The 19015-nt window shown below is 54.2% G+C and carries 17 protein-coding genes; 10 read left to right on the top strand and 7 right to left on the bottom strand.

Going from position 1 to position 19015, the window contains the following annotated elements:
- Nucleotides 1-10: 10 nt before the first annotated feature.
- Nucleotides 11-1183, bottom strand: a complete 1173-nt coding sequence (locus tag QBD29_RS07140) for an acyl-CoA dehydrogenase family protein (protein ID WP_280100609.1) — start codon at nt 1181-1183, stop codon at nt 11-13.
- Nucleotides 1184-1313: 130 nt separating this feature from the next.
- Here QBD29_RS07140 and QBD29_RS07135 point away from each other — a divergent pair, with 130 nt between their 5' ends.
- Nucleotides 1314-2309: an NADPH:quinone oxidoreductase family protein gene (locus tag QBD29_RS07135; RefSeq protein WP_280100608.1), complete on the top strand. Its 996-nt coding sequence runs from the start codon at nt 1314-1316 to the stop codon at nt 2307-2309.
- Between the two features lie 116 nt (nt 2310-2425).
- On the opposite strand, the gene QBD29_RS07130 is transcribed toward QBD29_RS07135, so the two are convergent.
- Nucleotides 2426-3079, bottom strand: coding sequence for a histidine phosphatase family protein (locus QBD29_RS07130; RefSeq protein WP_280100607.1), 654 nt, complete (start codon nt 3077-3079; stop codon nt 2426-2428).
- Nucleotides 3080-3187: 108 nt separating this feature from the next.
- Between QBD29_RS07130 and QBD29_RS07125 the strand changes: the two genes are divergently transcribed.
- Genes QBD29_RS07125 through QBD29_RS07115 form a run of 3 tightly spaced genes read left to right on the top strand, consistent with a single transcriptional unit; the run spans nt 3188 to nt 5914 of the window.
- Nucleotides 3188-4084: a haloalkane dehalogenase gene (locus tag QBD29_RS07125; protein WP_280100606.1), complete on the top strand. Its 897-nt coding sequence runs from the start codon at nt 3188-3190 to the stop codon at nt 4082-4084.
- Nucleotides 4085-4906 carry an enoyl-CoA hydratase-related protein gene (locus QBD29_RS07120; RefSeq protein WP_280100605.1) on the top strand — a complete coding sequence of 274 codons (822 nt, stop codon included), beginning with the start codon at nt 4085-4087 and terminating at the stop codon, nt 4904-4906. It abuts the gene before it with no gap.
- A gap of 3 nt (nt 4907-4909) precedes the next feature.
- On the top strand, nt 4910-5914 hold the full coding sequence (locus tag QBD29_RS07115; RefSeq protein WP_280100604.1) for an NADP-dependent oxidoreductase: 1005 nt from the start codon (nt 4910-4912) through the stop codon (nt 5912-5914).
- A 135-nt stretch (nt 5915-6049) separates the two neighbouring features.
- Here the strand turns inward: QBD29_RS07115 and QBD29_RS07110 are convergent, their stop codons facing one another.
- Both QBD29_RS07110 and QBD29_RS07105 read right to left on the bottom strand, forming a co-directional pair.
- On the bottom strand, nt 6050-7078 hold the full coding sequence (locus tag QBD29_RS07110; RefSeq protein ID WP_280100603.1) for an NADP-dependent oxidoreductase: 1029 nt from the start codon (nt 7076-7078) through the stop codon (nt 6050-6052).
- Nucleotides 7079-7163: 85 nt separating this feature from the next.
- Nucleotides 7164-8561, bottom strand: coding sequence for an amidase family protein (locus tag QBD29_RS07105; protein ID WP_280100602.1), 1398 nt, complete (start codon nt 8559-8561; stop codon nt 7164-7166).
- A 64-nt stretch (nt 8562-8625) separates the two neighbouring features.
- Between QBD29_RS07105 and QBD29_RS07100 the strand changes: the two genes are divergently transcribed.
- The 6 genes from QBD29_RS07100 to QBD29_RS07075 all read left to right on the top strand — a co-directional run bounded on the left by QBD29_RS07100 (nt 8626) and on the right by QBD29_RS07075 (nt 13988).
- The gene (locus QBD29_RS07100; RefSeq protein ID WP_280100601.1) at nt 8626-9756 is read left to right on the top strand and encodes a CaiB/BaiF CoA-transferase family protein; all 1131 of its coding nucleotides are present in this window, start codon (nt 8626-8628) and stop codon (nt 9754-9756) included.
- Nucleotides 9757-9818: 62 nt separating this feature from the next.
- Nucleotides 9819-9941, top strand: a complete 123-nt coding sequence (locus QBD29_RS07095) for an entericidin A/B family lipoprotein (protein ID WP_280100600.1) — start codon at nt 9819-9821, stop codon at nt 9939-9941.
- 58 nt (nt 9942-9999) lie between these two features.
- Nucleotides 10000-10482: a hypothetical protein gene (locus tag QBD29_RS07090; protein ID WP_280100599.1), complete on the top strand. Its 483-nt coding sequence runs from the start codon at nt 10000-10002 to the stop codon at nt 10480-10482.
- Between the two features lie 391 nt (nt 10483-10873).
- Nucleotides 10874-11845: an ABC transporter substrate-binding protein gene (locus tag QBD29_RS07085; RefSeq protein WP_280100598.1), complete on the top strand. Its 972-nt coding sequence runs from the start codon at nt 10874-10876 to the stop codon at nt 11843-11845.
- Between the two features lie 63 nt (nt 11846-11908).
- Nucleotides 11909-12937 carry an ABC transporter permease subunit gene (locus QBD29_RS07080; protein ID WP_280100597.1) on the top strand — a complete coding sequence of 343 codons (1029 nt, stop codon included), beginning with the start codon at nt 11909-11911 and terminating at the stop codon, nt 12935-12937.
- A gap of 10 nt (nt 12938-12947) precedes the next feature.
- The gene (locus QBD29_RS07075; protein ID WP_280100596.1) at nt 12948-13988 is read left to right on the top strand and encodes a betaine/proline/choline family ABC transporter ATP-binding protein; all 1041 of its coding nucleotides are present in this window, start codon (nt 12948-12950) and stop codon (nt 13986-13988) included.
- A gap of 75 nt (nt 13989-14063) precedes the next feature.
- Here the strand turns inward: QBD29_RS07075 and QBD29_RS07070 are convergent, their stop codons facing one another.
- The 3 genes from QBD29_RS07070 to QBD29_RS07060 form a co-directional block, all read right to left on the bottom strand.
- A complete protein-coding gene (locus QBD29_RS07070) occupies nt 14064-15485 on the bottom strand; it encodes a hypothetical protein (RefSeq protein ID WP_280100595.1) in 1422 nt (473 codons plus the stop codon).
- Nucleotides 15486-15698: 213 nt separating this feature from the next.
- Complete coding sequence (locus tag QBD29_RS07065) at nt 15699-16520, bottom strand: calcium-binding protein (RefSeq protein WP_280100594.1); 822 nt, start codon at nt 16518-16520, stop codon at nt 15699-15701.
- A gap of 307 nt (nt 16521-16827) precedes the next feature.
- Nucleotides 16828-18579, bottom strand: a complete 1752-nt coding sequence (locus QBD29_RS07060) for a LytTR family DNA-binding domain-containing protein (protein ID WP_280100593.1) — start codon at nt 18577-18579, stop codon at nt 16828-16830.
- Nucleotides 18580-19015 lie beyond the last annotated feature (436 nt).

The following is a 19015-nucleotide window of genomic DNA, read 5'->3' as shown; positions in this document are numbered from 1 at the left end:
TTTCAGTCCCTTACCCTGGTAGCCCAAGAACGCGTTTTGAGAGGATTGAGAGCATGACTTCGGATGTGCCGCCCTCGATTGAGTTGGCCTTGGTGCGCAGCCAGTCGGCGGGCAGTGAGCCTGTGGCACCGTCCCATTCGAGCGCGGTAGAGCCGCCTGCGGACATGAACAACTCGTGTTTGCGTTTGTTGAGTTCCGTGCCGGCGTATTTCAGCATGGCAGAGGCATCGCCGACTCCTTGGCCGCCTGCGGCTTGGTCTTTGTAGCGTTCAATCGTGAGTTCGACGGCCATTTCTTCGATATCTACCGCCATGGCTTCGGCCCGCAGGGTGGCGTCCATGGCGCCGTTGTTTGCGTCTGACAAAACTTTGCCGAGCGAGCGCCCTGCCCCACGTGAAGAGCCAGATCCAGAGATCATTTCGCGTTCGTGGGTCAGGAGATATTTCGCAACATCCCAGCCTTTGTTTTCTTCGCCGACGATCTGGTCTTTGGGGACTTTCACATCGTCAAAGAAGGTTTCGCAAAAGGGCGAAGCGCCAGAGATGAGCTTGATCGGGCGTGTGGTGACGCCGCCGCCGTGCATGTCGAACAGCAGGAACGAAATGCCTTTGTGTTTCGGGGCATCGGAATCGGTGCGGATGAGCGCGAATATCCAATCCGCCTTATCCGCGTAGGAGGTCCAGACCTTTTGGCCGTTGACGAGCCAATGGTCGCCTTTGTCTTCGCCTTTGGATTGCACGTTTGCCAGATCAGAGCCTGCACCTGGTTCAGAGTAGCCTTGGCACCAGCGGATTTCGCCGCGGCAGATCGGTGGGAGGTAGTGGAGTTTTTGTTCATGGGAGCCGAAGTGCAAGAGCGCAGGGCCGAGCATCCAAATGCCGAAGGAGAGGAGCGGCATGCGGGCGTCAATGGCCTCTAACTCTTCGAGCCAGACCTTTTCTTGGTCGCGGGTGAAGCCACCCCCGCCATATTCAACGGGCCATGTTGGGCATGTGAGGCCATTTGCGGCGCACACCTCCATCCACTGCTTTTGGTCATCAGATTCGAATTTGAAATTCTTGCCACCCCAGCAGATTGCATCTTGGGTCATGTCGCCGTCGCGCACGCCGTCGGGGCAGTTTTCGGCAAGCCATGTGCGGATGTCCGCACGGAATGTATCCATGCTGGTCGTATCAAATGGCATCGGTTCCTCCCAAAACGCAGCGTCATGTTCCGCTGTGCAGAATTACATTCCACTTGTGCGTTGACAAGACGCGGGCACCCCCCAATCGTGGGTGGTGATGTAACGTCATTTTAGAATTGGGAGTGCAGATATGCGAGCGATGATGAGTGTAGACGTGGGTGGGCCAGATGCGCTCGTGATGACGGAGGCCGAAACACCAAACCCGAAAAAGGGCGAAGTGGTGATCCGTGTGCGCGCGGCGGGGGTGAATTTTCCTGACACACTGATCATTCGCGATTTGTACCAGATGAAGCCACCGCGCCCGTTTGCGCCAGGGGGCGAAGTTGCGGGGGATATTGAGGCCGTTGGTGAGGGCGTGACGCATTTGAGCGTGGGGCAACGTGTGTTGGCGGTACCGGGGTTTAATGGGTTTGCCACGCATGTGGTGGCGCATAAATCGGGTGTCGTGCCGATCCCTGATGACATGCCTTATGATCAGGCGTCTTGTTTCATTCTGACCTATGGGACGTCGCATTATGCGCTGAAACAGCGTGCGCAGTTGAAAGAGGGCGAGACCTTGCTGATCCTTGGGGCCGCTGGTGGCGTGGGGGCCGCGGCGATTGAGCTGGGCAAAGCCATGGGCGCGAAAGTGATCGCGGCGGTGTCGTCTGAGGAAAAGGCGGCATTTTGTAAGGGTTTGGGGGCGGATGAGACGATTATCTATCCCCGCGAAATGGACCGCGATGCGCAGAAGGCGTTTTCGGGCGCGATTAAGGAAGTGGCGGGGCCAGGCGGTGTAAACGTTGTTTATGACGCGGTGGGTGGCAATTATGCAGAACCTGCGGTGCGCGCACTGGCTTGGGAAGGTCGGTTCCTTGTGATTGGCTTCCCTGCGGGGATACCGAAATTGCCGCTGAACCTGACGCTGTTGAAGAACTGTCAGGTGGTGGGCGTGTTCTGGGGCGCATTCACGCGGATGGAGCCCGATGTGCATCAGGCGAATTTGGCGGAGCTGTTTGAGTGGTGGGGTAAGGGGCTGATTAAGCCGCAGATTTCCGCACGATTTCCTTTGGAGGACGCGGCAGATGCGTTGAAGATGCTGGAGGATCGGAAGGTTCTGGGGAAGGTTGTGATTGAGGTGGGGTGAGTTAGTTACGTCATTTGAAACGTCCCCGACTCGATCGGGAACCTGCTAATGAACCAGAGAGAGGCCCCCGATCAGGTCGGGGGCGGTGAGAGCTTACTAGCTGAGCGCGTTCTTTGTTACAAATGGTTGCAGTCGTTGAAACTCCGCACAAAGAACCGATCTTTCGTTAACACAACGTTGTGGATCGACCCATTCGCCGCGCCGATCAGCCCAAATGGCTTACATCCTGTGGCAATGGACATAATCGCGCCGATGACGCCGCCGTGGACGCAAAAGGCGATCCGCTGATCCGCGTGGTTTTCGAGCAGGCGCCAGAGGCCCCGTTCGACCCGTTCGTGCAGCTCTGCTGTGGTTTCAGCCCCTGGAATGTGGCCCCATTCGTGTTCGGCCTTTGCTTTTAGAAATTCTGGTGCGCCTTCGGCGGATTTGATGCGGTAGAGGCCGCCATCCCAATCGCCAAGCCAGATTTCGCGCAAGTCAGGTTCGATGATGGGTGTTATGCCTTTGTGGGCCGCCAAAGGGGCCATGGTTTGATGGGTGCGTTGCAGAGAGGTGACGTAGAGCGCATCGAAGTGTTCGTCTTTCAGGCGTTCCGCCACGGCCAAGGCCTGAGCTTCGCCCCGTTCATGTAAAGGAGGATCGCCCTGCCCGTCCTTGAGCGGAAAGGATTCACCCGGGATCGCAGGAATGGTTTCCCCGTGACGAATAAAGATCACGTCCACTGCGCCTTTTGGCACTTCGAAACGGTGTTGATAGTATTTTTTCGTCATAAGTTTCCTAGCATGCCGCCACGTCGTGACAGGCCCTTGATTGACAGATTTGCAATTCTATCCCTAGGCTTTCACAGTTGCCCGCTGCCGTCAATTTGGAGACAGGATATGGATGTGCTTCGCACCCCCGATGACCGATTTAGGGAACTGCCTGATTGGGATTTTGCACCCCATTACGTCGACGATTTGGCGGGGTATGAAGGTCTGCGCGTCCATTATGTGGATGAGGGGCCCAAAGATGCGGAGCGGGTGTTTTTGTGCCTGCATGGGCAGCCAACATGGTCTTATCTCTATCGAAAAATGATCCCAGAGTTTGCTGCATCGGGGGCACGGGTGATTGCCCCTGATTGGTTGGGGTTTGGACGGTCTGACAAACCCATGGCGGATGATGTTTATCGGTTTCATTTCCACCGTGACATGATGATTGCGTTTGTTCAGGCGCTGGATTTGAAAAATATCACGCTGGTGGTGCAGGATTGGGGTGGTGTGCTGGGATTAACCATGCCCCACGCGATGCCTGATCGAATTTCGCGGCTGTTGGTTATGAACACCGCGCTGGCGATTGGCACGCCTGCGGGCAAAGGGTTTAATGATTGGCGGGCCTATAATAAGGCCAATCCTGACATGGATATTGCTGCGCTGATGGCGCGATCCACCCCGATTTTGAGCGAAGCAGAGGCCGCGGCTTACGGTGCGCCTTTTCCTGATGTGACCTATAAGGCGGGCGTGCGGCGGTTTCCTGATATGGTGATGACGGACCCTGATATGGAGGGTGTAAACACATCAAAAGCCGCGCTGAACTTCTATCAGAATGACTGGGCGGGTGAGAGCTTTATGGCCATTGGCATGCAAGACCCTGTGCTGGGGCCACCTGTGATGGAATGGTTGAAAAGTGTCATAAAAGGATGCCCTGAGCCGATGAAAGTGGCTGATGCGGGGCATTTTGTGCAAGAATGGGGCGGGCCGATTGCGACCGCTGCGATGAAACATTGGGGAGATATCTGAATGACAAGAGATGTAGATACGGGCACGCAAGAATTGCTGTGTTCGGTGACGGATCATGTGGCAACGCTGACGCTGAACCGCCCTGAAAAGCGCAATGCGATGGGGGCGGAGATGATGCCCGCACTGGCGCAGATGCTCAAGGATTTGGACGCGGATGATGATGTGCGGGTGTTGGTGCTGACGGGCGCTGGTGAAGGGTTTTGTTCGGGGGGGGATATTGCGAATATGGGCAAGAAGATCGGCCCTGCCGCAAAACTGACCATGGATGAAAAAATCGCAGGTCTGCGCGAGGCGCAAGAGGCGTCCTCATTGGCGCTTTATGAATTTTCCAAGCCAACGATTGCGGCCTTGCCAGGCCCTGCGGCGGGGGCTGGCATGTCGTTGGCACTCGCCTGTGATTTGCGGATTGCTGCGGACAGCGCGTTTTTGGCCCCTGCTTTTGGGGCGATTGGCGCATCAGGGGATTTTGGTGGCAGTTGGTATTTGACCAATCTGATCGGATCTGGCCGCGCGAAAGAGGTATATTACACCAACCGCCGCATCACGGCAGAAGAAGGGCAGACCCTTGGTCTTTTTAACCGCGTTGTGCCCGCGGGCGATTTGCGAGATGCCGCGCAACAGATGGCGGCGGAGATCGCAAAGGGCGCACCGATTGCGCATAAGTACATGAAAGAGAACCTAAATTTGGCGGTTGTGGCGGATTTGAAAACCACCATGGATCAAGAAGGAGATCGTATGGTGCGCGCCTTGCACACTGAAGATTTCGCTAATGCGGCCATGGCGTTCATGATGAAAAAAACGCCTGAGTTTAAGGGGAAGTAAGACATGCGCACACGTCAAGTCATCGTAAAGGAGCTGCCCAAAGGGGCGCTGTTCGGGGATCATTTCGAAATGTCGGAAGCGGAATTGCCGGCGCTGCAAGATGGCGAGGTTCTGGTGCGCACGATTCTGATGTCCATTGATGCAGCGAACCGCGCGTGGATGCAGGGCGCAACTTATCGCGAGGCGATTGAGGCGGGTGATGCGATGCACACGGGGGCCTTGTGTGAAGTGATGGAGAGCAAATCACCACGGCTGGCTGCGGGGGACATTGTGTTCGCTGAAAGCGTTTGGGCTGATTACGCCGTGATTTCGGCCCGAAAGGCGGCAAAAATGCCCCGCGTGCCCCAGCTTTCGCATCTGATGTCGGTGTTTGGGATTGCGGGGAAGACGGCGTTTCATGGGTTGGTGTCTGTGGGGCGACCCGTGCCAGGGGAAACGGTGGTTGTTTCGGCGGCGGCGGGGTCTGTTGGTGTGTATGTGGGCCAGATTGCCAAGGCGATGGGCTGTCACGTGGTTGGCATTGCAGGTGGTCCAGAAAAATGTGGCTGGGTTGTGGACGAGCTGGGCTTTGACGCCTGTGTTGATTACCGCGATCCAGCGTGGAGCAAGACGTTAAAGGGGGCCTGCCCTGCGGGGATTGATGTGTATTTCGATAACGTAGGCGGTGCGGTGCTGGAAACCGTTCTGTTTCGCATGAATGAACGGGGCCGTATCGTGTGCTGTGGGGCGGTGAGCCAGTATGACGCCAGCACACCGAACGGGCCGCGCAACCTGCCAGGTATGGTGGTGGTGAAGCGGCTGCGCATGGAGGGGTTTATCGTGATGGATTTTGCCAAGGACGATGAAAAGGCTCTGCGCGCATTACAAAACTGGGTCGCGTCAGGGGCGATTAAAGTGCCTGAGGATATTGTGGAGGGGCTTGAGAATGCGCCTAAGGCATTGATTGGGCTGCTTTCTGGGGACAATCGCGGCAAACGAATGGTGCGCGTTGGGGCTGATCCGTCCTGATCTTGGTTCGTGAAGAGAAGCGTCCAAAACTGTGAATAAAGAATGAATGCCGACACGTTCAAATGGACGTGTCGGCATTCAGGTTTTGTTAACGAAAGAAGCGGTGGTGGTCAGGGGACCGCGCACCTTCCCACGTTAAGGATCGTCGCCAACGCGGACGAGTTGTTTGCCAAAGTTCTTGCCTTCAAGCAGTTCGAGGAACGCCTTTGGCGCGTTTTCCAAGCCTTCCGTCACCGTTTCGCGGAATTTGACTTGGCCGCTGGCAACCATTGGGGCCACTTCTTTGAAGAATTTGCCAGCGACCGCTTCGTGATCGGGGAAGAGGAAGCCCTGCACGCGCAGGCGTTTCACGAGGATCGAGGACCAGACCGCGGGGAGTGGTTGGGCATCGGCCACGTTGTCGCCGTTGTACCATGCGATCATGCCGCAAATGGCGATGCGGCCAAACATGTTCATATTGGCGATGGCGGCTTCGGTGGTTTTGCTGCCGACATTTTCGAAATAGAGATCAATGCCTTGCGGGGCGGCTTCGCGCATTGCCTTGCCTAACGAATGGCCGTCAGCGTGGGCTTTGTGATCGAGGCAGACGTCGAAACCGAGTTCCTTTTCCGCGTAGGCGCATTTGTCGGCACCCCCTGCAACGCCAATGACTTTGCAGCCTTTTGCTTTGGCGAGTTGACCTGCAAGACCGCCAACGGCACCTGTAGCCGCAGAAATGAGGACGGTTTCGCCTGCTTTCATTTCGCCGATTTCATTAAGGCCGATCCACGCGGTCATACCCGGCATTCCGAGCACGCCAAGGTAGGCTGACAGGGGCGCGATGGTTGGGTCAACTTTGCGAATGTCAGAGCCATCAGATACAGCGTGGCTGGCCCAGCCTGTGCGCGCGACGACAATATCGCCGACGGCAAATTTTTCGTTGTTGGAGGCCATGACTTCGGAAATGGCGCCGCCTTCCATGGTGCCGCCGATTGGGACGGGATCGGCGTAGGATTTCGCATCGTTCATGCGGCCGCGCATGTAAGGATCAAGCGACAGCCAGATGGTGCGCAAGGAGACTTCGCCAGCGCCGATGTCTGGGAGGGCTTTATCCTCAAAGTTGAAGTTGTCGAGCGTGGGCCAGCTTTTGGGGCGGGATGCGAGGGCAACGTGTTTCGCGGACATGTGGGGACTCCTGTTTGTTAAGTTGAGCAAAGGCTAGCGAGGAACAGACGAGCCGCCAAGGTTGGACGTAGCGTAGCAGAGCAGCTTAGGGCTTTGGGTCGATTGGTAGAACGGCGGGAAATGCTGCTTCGATGTCTCGCCCAGCGCTGATGAGGATATCTTCGCGGAAGCGGCGGGCGATGAGTTGGACGCCCATGGGTTTGCCTGCTGCTGAGCCCGTGGCAACGGCGAGGCCTGGGAGGCCCAGCGCGGGGAGGCCGAGTTGGGTGAGTTGGGCGCGCATGATTTCTTTAAAGCGGTCCGCGCTTTCGACATCGGATTGTTGATCGAAGGGGAGTTCGGCTGAAATGGGGCACAAAAGAACGGAGTGTTTTTGCAGGAACAACTGCCAGTCGCGCAGGTGGGTGATGCGGCCTTGCAAGGCGTTTAGCAGGCCTGCTTGGTCGACGGGGGCAGAGAGGGATTGCATGACTTCGAACACGTGTTTGCTGTCGGGTTCGTTTTCTTTTGCGACCAGTTTATCGACGCCCATGCGCATTTCGGCGAGCCAGAGTTGGGCGTTTATGTCAGCAGCGGGTTGCAGGGGTGGGGTTTCGACCTCGTCGATTTCCCAGCCTGCGGCGGCGAGGATATCGGCCGCATTGCGCAGGGCTGTTTCGATTTCTGGGTGAACGTCCATACCATCGGGGCGAATGCAAAGGGCCGCGCGGCGCGAGAAATTGCCTTGGTCAATGGGCGCTGGGGTCCACCATGGGTCGCGCAGGTCTTCAGCAGCCATGGCGCGGAAAGACAGGTCTAGATCGTCCATCGTGCGGGTGAGCGGGCCGCCGACAGCCATCATTTGTCCGCCGATGTGGCGGTCTGCGCCCGATGGGTTGTAGGCGGGTAAGCGGCCCAGCGTTGGGCGCAATCCATGCAAGCCAGAGGCGTAGGCGGGGTAGCGGATGGAACCGCCGATGTCTGTCCCGTGGCCAACAGGGGCCATACCAGAGGCAACGGAAGAGGATGCGCCACCAGAGGAACCGCCGGGCGTGATCCCTGCCCCGTGTGGGTTCAAGGTTTGGCCGTGCAGGTCGTTTTTGGTGAACCAGCGCAGGGAAAACGCGGGCGTATTGGTGCGACCCACGATGACCGCGCCCGCCTTGCGCATGTTGGAGACGATGGGGGAATCCTCGGTCGCGATCAGGTCTTTGAGGAGTTTGAGGCCGTTGGTAGTGGCGTGGCCCTTTTGGTCGATGTTGACTTTGATGGTGACGGGAACGCCTGCCATGGGGCCTGCATCTTCACCCTTTGCGATCTTGGCGTCTACGGCGGCGGCGGCGGATAGCGCCTCTTCTGGCATATGCTGGACAATTGCGTTGAGCGTAGGGTTCACCGCGTCAATGCGATCGAGGTGGGATTGCGTGACTTCGGTGGCGGAGATTTCCTTAGTGCGGACTTTGGTGGCGATTTCGGTGGCGGACAGTTTCCAGAGATCGGACATTTTCGGGCTCCCTTGTGTTTGAGGCATGGTGACAGTGTGAAACGGATTGGTCTAGGGTTTGTGCATGGAAGAATTAGGCGATGAATTGGACGGCCTGTTGGTTGTATCTTTGGAACAGGCGGTGGCGGCCCCCTATTGTGGGTTGCTGCTGGCAGATGCAGGGGCGCGCGTGATTAAGGTGGAGCGGCCAGATGGGGATTTCGCGCGGGGGTATGACGCGGGGGCGGATGGGCAGAGCGCGATTTTCGCGTGGTTGAACCGTGGCAAAGAAAGCGCGTGTTTGGATTTGAAGAACGCGGATGATCTGGGTGTGATGCGGGCCATGCTGCGCAAAGCAGATGTGTTTGTGAGCAATCTGGCACCCGGCGCGGTGGCGCGGATGGGGCTGTCAGGGGAGGATTTGCGGGCTGAAAATGCTGGGCTGATTTCTGTAACACTGTCAGGATATGGCGAGGACGGGGATGCGGCGCAAAAGAAGGCGTATGATTTTCTGGTGCAGGGGGAAACGGGGGTGTGTTCGGTCACGGGCACACCAGAGCAGCCGAGCCGTGTTGGCGTGTCGGTGACGGATTTGTCGACGGGGCTGACGGCCTATTCCGCGGTGTTGCGGGCTTTGATCAAACGCGGGATTACGGGGCGTGGCATGGATATCAAACTGTCGATGTTTGATGTGGTGGCCGATTGGATGAATATGCCGTTGTTGCAACATCGCTATACGGGCGGCGCTCCGAAACGATCTGGATTGCAGCACAGTTTTGTGGCCCCATATGGGGTGTTTACGTGTGGGGATGGCAAGCAGGTGTTGCTGTCGATCCAGAACAATCGTGAGTTCGCGGCATTTTGCGATCAGGTATTAGGGCAGCCAGATTTGGCCACAGACAGCCGATTTGAACAGAACCCTGATCGGTATGCAAATCGAGCGGTGCTGGATGATATTGTAAATGCTGTGTTTGCCAAAATGTCTCAAGGCGATGTGGTGGCGGCCTTGGACACGGCGCGGATTGCCAATGCAAAACTGAATGACGTGGCAGATTTGTCCGAGCATCCGTTTTTGAAAAATGCGCAAGGGGTGATTGGTGGGGCACACGTGGAGATGGCCGCCCTGCCCGTGCGCTCAAAACACGGCACAAAAAATGCGGTTCCTGATTTGGGGCAGCATACCCAAGCTGTGAAGGCGGAATTCGGCATTCCTTGAAATTCTTTGCTATCGTTCTAGGTCATTGGGCTCAAGCAATGAAGTTACAGCAAAGGAGTATCATGAAACGCGCAATTCTTCTGATCGGAGCTGCCCTTGCTTTGGGCGCTTGTGAAACTGTCGACGGCCTTGGCCAAGACATTGAAAACACTGGCGAAGCGATCCAAAAGACAGTGAACGGCTGATCAAGCGCGTTCGCCCTTTATCTCTATCTCATATCAATACAACCGAAAGAGGAGTACCATGAAACGTACACTTACAGCCGCCCTGACAGCCACAACATTGTTGATGACGACAGCCGCGGTTGCAGATGAGGACGTTCAAAAAGTACAGGTGGCCGTAGACACCGCCGCCATTGAAAATCTGAAAGGGGCCGTGGTTTGGAAAAACGTAGCGTTGGATTTGAACGCCGCCATTGTTGAACGATTGGGCGACCAATTGGACCAAGACGGCGCGCGTGTTATGATCGACATCGACACCGTAGCGTTGGCCAACAGCCTTGAAGAAGCACTGAACATTGCCGATGCGAAGCTCGCTGGGGATGTGAACATCTTTGTGCCAGGGATGCAGAATGACGAGGTCTACTCTCTGAGTGTGTCTGCGGAGCAGGCGAGTGCGTTTTACCCGGAGGGTACGGATTCAGAGTTGGTCACGGTCAGCAGCGAAGTGTTTTATCGCGCGATGATTGACGGTTTTGCTGATAATGTTGCTTCTCGCTTGAACTAAGAGCAATTGAAACACGATTTTTTGGGGGCGGTCCAGTTGGGCCGCCCTTTTGTATGATGGCTGTCCCGTTGAGGCGGAATGCGGTTGGTGTGACACGTAGTAAAGCGGTGGGCATGGCGCCCTGCCCGCTGCGAACCATACAGCTGAGTCGCAACTTGCGCCCGATCTGGATGAACACACACGAAGTTTCGGACAAATTTTGGCGAATGGGTGGATTTTCCACGCGAAATTGAGTTTGCGTGATCCAAATCCATTCAACTTGAGAATAATATTATTCCATGTCGCGTTCAGACAAAACATGTCGTTTTTCACTTCTATTCTCAGTCATTCTGTGTTCTTTTTCGGCATCAGCCCCGCCGCTTTCGGGCGGGGTGTGAATAGGGAGAAAATAATGAAGAAAATTCTAACGGGTGCAGCGGTTGCTGCGACGATGACATTTGGTGCGACTGCGGCTTATGCAGATTGCGGCGAAGTGTCGATCACTGAAATGGATTGGGCGTCCTCTGCTGTTGTCACAGCGGTTGCGACATTCCTGATGGAACAAGGCTACGGCTGTACAGTTCAGAAAGTTCCGTCATCAACTGTTCCTGCGCTGACATCTTTGGCGGAAACCGGTGAGCCTGACATTCTAACCGAAGTTTGGGCCAACTCTACACCGTCTTACCAGCCACTGGTTGACGAAGGGAAACTGGTTGAAGTTGCAAATGTTCTGTCTGATGGCGGTGTTGAAGCATGGTGGATCCCACAGTATTTGGCTGAATCCAATCCAGAGCTGACCACATGGGAAGGCATCATGGCGAACCCAGCGGCCGTTGGTGGTAAATTCCACGACTGCCCATCAGGTTGGGCTTGTGACATCATCAACAACAACAACCTGAAAGCGGCTGGCATCGAAGGCTCTGGCCTTGAGCGTTTCCAGCATGGTTCTGGTGAAACACTGCAAACTTCCATCGCGGCTGCTTATGCGGAAAAAGCGCCTTGGTTCGGGTATTACTGGGCCCCAACAGCGGTATTGGGGAAATACCCAATGGTGCGCGTAGAAGTGCCTGAGTACAACGCAGAAGCGCACGCCTGTAACGGTGATGTGGATTGTGCGGAGCCAAAATTCTCTGCGTATCCAGCGGCGAAAGTTGCAACGGCTGTGTCTGGTACTTTTGCAAAAGAAAACCCAGAAATCGTTGAACTGCTGTCAAACGTATCCTTCACAAACGCGCAAATGGGCGAAGTGTTGGCATGGCGTTTGGACAACAACGCATCTTACGATGAAGCGGCTGTTCACTTCTTGAGCAACAACCCAGATGTTTGGGGTTCATGGCTCAACGACGAAGCAAAAGGCAAACTTGCCGCGCTTTTGAACAACTAAGACGAAAAACAGGCCTTCCCGCACTGAACGACGGGGAGGCCTTTTCAATGAGGGGGATACCTTATGGCCTTTTATGACGGGCTTTTTAACGCATTGGGGCTGAAAGACTGGTGTGGCGGTGGTGAATCCTCTGCGCCTATGTCCATGGCTGATTTGCTGGCCAAGAGTTCTGGTAAAGAACAAAAAGGGGAATTTTTTCCGTTCCCATCACTCGATAATTTAAACGAAAGCTGTTCGAATGTTATTCAGTCGCGCGATGTGACGAAGGGCATTGAAAACGGGTTCTTGGCCGCAAAGCCGAGCCTGAAAACAGTTCTCGACCCGATCACCCAGCCGCTAAGCTGGTTGTTGGACGGGGCTTTGTGGATTTTCGCGGCAACGCCGTGGTTTATCATGGTGCCTATTCTGGTGGCGATTTCTTGGTATGCGTCGCGCTCCAAGCCTGTGACGATCTTTGTTTTTGCGTCCATTATGCTGCTGGGTTTGGTGGATCACTATGACGTGGCGATGCAAACGCTGTCGATTATCTTTGTCTGTACGGGGATTTCGATCCTGCTCGGGGTGCCCATTGGGATTGCCATGTCAAAGTCTGACCGATTGCAAAGGTCGATCGTGCCGATCCTTGACCTGCTGCAAACCTTGCCGACCTTTGTGTATTTGATCCCGCTGATCTTTTTGTTTTCGGTCACGGAATCAAAGCTCTATGGGATTGCGATTATTCTTTACGCAATTGTGCCTGTGATCCGTTTGACAGACCTTGGTATTCGCCTTGTGGACCAAGACGTGATTGAGGCCGCCAATGCGTTTGGGATGAATTCCCGTCAAAAACTGATTGGTGTGGAGCTGCCATTGGCGTTGCCCAACATCATGGCGGGGATCAACCAGACGATCATGATGTCCTTGGCGATGGTTGTGATTGCATCGTTGGTGTCTGCGCCTGGATTGGGTGTGAACGTGCTGCGCGGTATTCGGAACCTTGAACTGGGTGTCGGTATTGTTGCGGGCATCGGGATCGTTCTGCTGGCTGTTATTTTGGACCGCGTGTCAAAGGCCGCGCTGTCACGGGTCGATATGACCCGCGTCAAACACTAAGGGGCTTATCATGGCACAAGAACCAAAAGTCCGCCTGCGCGGTCTCTATAAAATCTTTGGCGCGAAGGACAAAGAGGTCCTGCACCACGTTAAAGGTGGTATGGGCAAAGAGGAATTGCTGGCCCAGCACGCGCATGTATTGGGTTTGCAAGACATCAATGTGGATATGCAAGCTGGCGAAATCACGGTTGTGATGGGGTTGTCTGGGTCGGGTAAATCGACGCTGATCCGCCATTTGAACCGTCTGATTGACCCGACTGCAGGGGAGATCCTTGTGGATGGCGAAGACGTGATGAAACTGTCTGAGTCAGGCTTGCGCGATTTGCGTCAGGAAAAGATGTCGATGGTGTTCCAAAAGTTCGCGCTTTTGCCCCATCGCACGGTTTTGTCCAACGCGGCGATGCCGCTGGAAGTGCGCGGCGTGGATAAGGCCGAACGCGAGGCGGAGGCGACCAAATGGCTCGCGCGGGTTGGATTGAACGGGTATGAGGATCGCTATCCTGTGCAACTGTCTGGTGGGATGCAGCAACGTGTAGGGATTGCCCGTGCGTTGACCGCGAACACGGACATTATGCTGATGGATGAGGCGTTTTCAGCACTTGATCCGCTGATCCGGACTGACATGCAAAACCTGTTGTTGGAGTTGCAAGAAGAGCTGCACAAAACCATCGTGTTCATCACCCATGATTTGGACGAAGCGTTGAAGCTGGCGGATCACCTCGTGATCCTGAAAGACGGTGCGATTGTGCAACAAGGGGAGCCGCAAGGCATCCTGATGGAGCCCAACGACCCGTATATCGAGGATTTCGTGTCCGACATTAACCGTGCCCGTGTGTTGCGAGTGAAGTCGGTGATGGAGCCGCTCACAGGGACCAAGTTTGCTGGGGATGTGGACATTCGCGACAATCTGGAAACGCTGATTGCGCGGTCTGGTGGGGATACAACGCAACATTACCGCGTGATGGACGGCGACACGCCAGTGGGCGAATTGCATATGAAAGACTTGGTCAAAGCGCTGGTTCCGCGCTTGTCTTCGACACAGTCAGAGTAAGCGCCTGCACATGGTGCAGGACAGCCGCGCAGTTTGGGAGGACTGCGCGGCTTTTTTTATAAAGTGAACGTGGTGTTACCGCTCGGGATAGGTCGGTTGGATTCCCATGACCCATGCCAAAGAACCCGCGCTTGTTGGTTCACCCAATTCGCTGGGCGGGCGAAGTGTGATGTTTGTGGTTTGCGAAGAGGTATCGGTTTGCACCCGAATAGAACATTCATCGTTTGTGTCATTTTTTACCTCTTGGCCCAAAAAGCGAACTTTGCAAAAGCCCGTGTTTTGCATCGTTTCCGCAATGGTCAAAAAGTCAGAGCTGCGCACAGAAATCGAAATGGTTGGAGCATTTGCGATTGCGATCCCGCTGGCATAGCCAAGCAACATATCGGGACCAAGTAGATTAGGATACATGTTGGACAGCCATTTGAACCCCGACACGTCATCGCGATGGTTGCGCTCCGCTTGAATAATCGGATCCAGCCAAAACCAGCCTCCGTTTTCCTCACCTGCGCGAGCAGGCATAACATTTACAAGGCTGACGCCAGAGAAATCAGCGACCACAGTTATCTCGGCATTTTCGTTTGCAATTACGTCTGAGAAATAGTCGGCATTCCCGCCCACATCGAGCGATAGAAGATTTCCATTAATGGGTGTTTGGCTGTCTCCCAAGAGTGTGAAATTTGGATCACGCCCTTTTTTTGTTCCATTGACCAGCATTTTTATCGCAACGGACTCATTGGAGCTTTCGAGGGTTGATCGTATTTCGGAAACTTGCGGCGTTAAATGAAAGGTCGGAGCGTATTCCCGATTGCTGAGCAAAGTCGCATTGTTCTTTTTGGACGGACTTTGCACCGCATCGATTGCGTTTATCAGGTCGATTTGGTTTTTTGTAAGTTCGCTTTGTAGCGAGACGGCAGACCCAAGCGCGTTCAGCCAGTTGATCAATAGTGGCATTATCTGCGCCCCCATCATCGGAATGCGATTAAGCACTGCGTGCACGTTTGGAGCCTGTTGAATAGCCTCAAGTGTGGTAGGATCGCTGGCCCATTCAGAAACGATAATTTGTAAAATTTTATCGATGGGGTTGGAGCCAGTGCTGATGGGGCCGAAGGCACTGTACCAAGTTGAGATCAAAGCAGACTGACTTGACGCGGCATTGGTCTGGGCGGTGTTGAGCGCGGCATAGTCTGCATTCGACAAAGACCATTCGATGTTTTGCAGTGCGCTGCAATATATCTGTGCAAAGCGCGTCCCGCTCATTTCATAAGGTCGACAGCCTTCAGCCAAACTGCCGCTTATCCAATCGTATGTTGCCGCGTTGAAAGCGCCTGCATTGAGAACAGTCCCGACATAGGGGAAACCTCCCACGTTTTGAAAATCAAACGCATGTAACGAACCAAGTCCGCCAGACAATCCAAGGATCGAATTGGCTTGGGATGCGAAAGAGTCGAAAATTTCGGGGGCATTGAACGTATAAGCCAACGGTGAATCCTTTTCCATTTTGCAATGGACAGACCGTTGATGGAAAGTGAATCAAAAACAATCCAGTAATCTCTTATCAGGTTAAAAAATGGACGATTGGGGCGGCATATCATTAAAACACACGTTTTACGTGAGGGCTGCCAGACTGAATGCTCGTTTGGTTTAGTTTAAAGTAGTCACCGCGATGACAGGGCGCTTAAGGCGCCCTGTCTGCACGTCCTGCCAATCAGATCAAAGAAAAACGAAATCTTCTATGGTCAGACCCGTCACGCCTTCGACGCGGATGTAAGTTGGCGAACCAGGGGTGTCGTAGTAAACGAATGTGTCACCGTCTGTTTCTTCAAAGAAAAAGACGTGCGAGAAAATATCGGCACCAAAGACGATGCTGTCACCGTCTGAATAATCGGTGATGACCGTATTCCCATCATTGTGGAAGAACACAAACGTGTCGTCGCCTGCGCCGCCCGTTAGGATGTCAGGCGTGGATTGTGGATTGCCAAAGGGATCCGAGAAGCCTCCGTAGATGACATCATCACCGCCGCCGCCTTCGATTGTATCAGCGCCAGTTCCGCCATACAGAGTGTCCGCGCCGCCGCCGCCGAAAATAACATCTTCGCCATCAGCGCCGAGGATGACGTCTCGTCCGCGCCCGCCGCTTAAAACGTCATTGCCTTCGCCGCCATCCATGGTGTCGCGCCCTGCCCCGCCAAAGATAAGGTCATCGCCTGTACCACCAAACAGATCATCGTGCCCACGGTCGCCAGAAATCGTGTCGTTGCCGCCACCACCATAGATCGCATCTTTGCCACGGCCGCCTGAAAGACGATCATTCCCCTGCTCGCCTAAAATCGTGTCCGCACCATCGCCGCCATAGATAATATCGTCCCCGTCTTGCCCGTTGAGGAGGTCGCGTCCACCCAATCCTGATATCGTGTCAGCGCCAGAAGATACGCCCTCTCCTACGCCATCAATGATGTCATTGTTTTCTGTACCCGTAATGACGTTGCCCGTGAGAGTGTTCATCAGTTCATTTGTCAAAGTTGCGTTAGCCATATTTATGGTCCCATCATTTGTGCCGCTCTGTGCAATGGTAGAGCGTCCAAGCACCCGTTAGGGGTGCATCTGCTTCAGTTGAAACCTTTGGGGTTGGACCGTTTCTTTTAGTCGCGGCCAAAGGTCCGTGTGGGTGTCAAAGAATGACGTGCCACACAACCTATCGTAGGCTGGGCCTTATCCGTGTTGCGCTAGCAATGTCGCCAAACGCGCATAATGTGCCTGAGATTGTTTTGAATGAAGGAAAGTGAACGCGAAACTTGCATTGGTATTATCGGATCGCGGGCCTTCGATGTTTCAGGGGGTGCTAGGCCGCGGACCGCAGGAGCGCATCCACCTTAGCGATGTTCGCAGCCGCCAAGGGAACCAGTTCTCCAGTCGTCAGTTCCACGTAATTTGAGGTGCCATCGACGCGGCGGGCTTTGATGAAGTCAGTGGCAACCCAGTGTGATCTGTGGGTTTGAATGCCTTGCCGTTCGCCCAGCAGAGTGATCGCATCGGCAAATTTTTTCTTCACAATCGACTTGCCTGAGGTGGTCTTAACGCTCACTGCACGGCTTTCTGCCGAGACCGACACGATTTCGCCACGGGTTTCGTAGGGCATGTGAAGAAGAATGGGCGGGATATTGAGTGCCTTTTTCCAAGAGGAAAAGGATTGATGTTCGCGCACGCAGATATGCAGCACAGGGGCGTGGAAGGTGTGCAACACATAGGTGCTGAGCAAAAACACCAGATAAGGCACCATCACGGGACCGAATAATACATAAGCCAGACCATAAAGGACTGCGCTGGCCAATGTGCCTTCGGTCACTGTGTGCAGAAAAATACCAAGCCATCCATTGGAGCCGTATTTTAGATCCGTGTACCATACCAAGACATGGGTTGGGATCGTTACAATCCAGCATAACAGGTATCCTAACGTCCAGAATATTGGCGGTTGATACCACGCAAGATCATAAAGACCGTAGGTGCCCATGAATGCCAGACCACAAAACAACGCCAACTGCATCAAGATGAAAACGGGCGCGGTCATGCTGACCCGATAGATTTGAAAGGCTTGGCGCAGACGTTGCATTTCGTTCAACGGCTTGCCCTGAAAGACTTCGAGGAACATTTTGTCGAGATCGGCCCGTGCATCCTGGTTGGATTTGAGCATTTTCGTCAGGATGTCCACTTCGGCGATGTCACGTGCGAACAACAGTTCCTGTTGCGAATAGGAATCCTTGCGGCTGATTTCTAGCGTGAGGTTTGGCAAATGCTGTGCCGAAATGGGAAGGATTTCGCCGTTGATCAGCTCTACGGTTCGGTTTTGTTCATTCACTGTTTTGATGGCTGAAATCGCAATCCAATGAGAACGATGTATTTGCAAACCGATCCCAGGTTCCACAAGGGCAATTGCGGCGGCCAATGTCATCCGAGTGAGGTCTGTGCCGGTTGAGGTTGTGATGGCAACATAGTGATCTTGTGCGGAAATAGAGATCAACTGCCCGCGTTTCTTTTCATTGATGAGGCTGGTTAGGCTGGTCAGGTTATGACGCCGCATAAGACGGTTGCTTGTGTACGGGGAAATCGCAAAGCCAACACCAAAGGTCACAAGGATGAGCGGCGAAATTCGCAATGCGATCTCAGTAAAGGTAAATCCAAGGTTCAAGTTCAGCAGATCCCGCCAGAAAACGAAGCAAGCCGAGGAAAACAACACGCCAAAGAGTGCGGCCAACCCAAGGGACACCTTGCTGCTGATGAGCTTTTTAATGCGCAGAAAGTGCAACGGGATCAGCACAACAAACAGGCCAGCGAACATCGTTACAGCGGTGAAGGCAAAGTACATGAGGCGTGTCGCAAGGGGCAAAACCTCGCTTCCGAGTGGCATAGCAACAAAGAATACGCCAAGCACCATTATGCTTGTTGTCACAGCCTCGCGGGATGTCCAAAGGGCAAAGTTCACATAGTTGGCCAGCCGCCACGCGGTCTTTGCGTCAATGTCACCCGAGCTGATCGTTTCAAGGTACAACCGTCGAAATTGAATTGCGAATTGTTGTGCAATTGATTCGCCGAACACGATGTCTTTGCTCCCCAATTTTATATCGATCCCACTCAGCTTACATCTATTCAACTCCTGCGCAAAATTAATAAAAATCGTTTCAAAGCAGGGCGATTTGTCGTGAAAACCTGAAATTTTACACCAAATTTGCGCGAAGAAGGTCAGAGTTTCCTCAAATTTGCGCAGTGCAATTCGCGAATAAGAATGAGCCTTGGAAAGGTTATTTTTGCGCAAATCGTGCGGAAATTTATTTCAGGCAATTTTAATCAGTTTGACGACAATTCCGCGTAATTATCTGAAATTGCACGACATTATCAAAGACCACAGTAAATCCGCATCCTATCACAGTTCTAGTCCGACTTTTGCAGCCGCGTGATTGCGACTGTTTCGAAATCGGGGGTGAGGGGCTGAGCCGTCTGTTGGAGCGACAGACAGATGCTTTGCACGGGCAAGG

This window comes from Amylibacter sp. IMCC11727 (assembly GCF_029854195.1).
Taxonomy (GTDB): Bacteria; Pseudomonadota; Alphaproteobacteria; order Rhodobacterales; family Rhodobacteraceae; genus Amylibacter.
The sequence above is the reverse complement of the archived record's forward strand: the minus strand, read 5'-3'. Positions and strand labels throughout refer to the sequence as shown.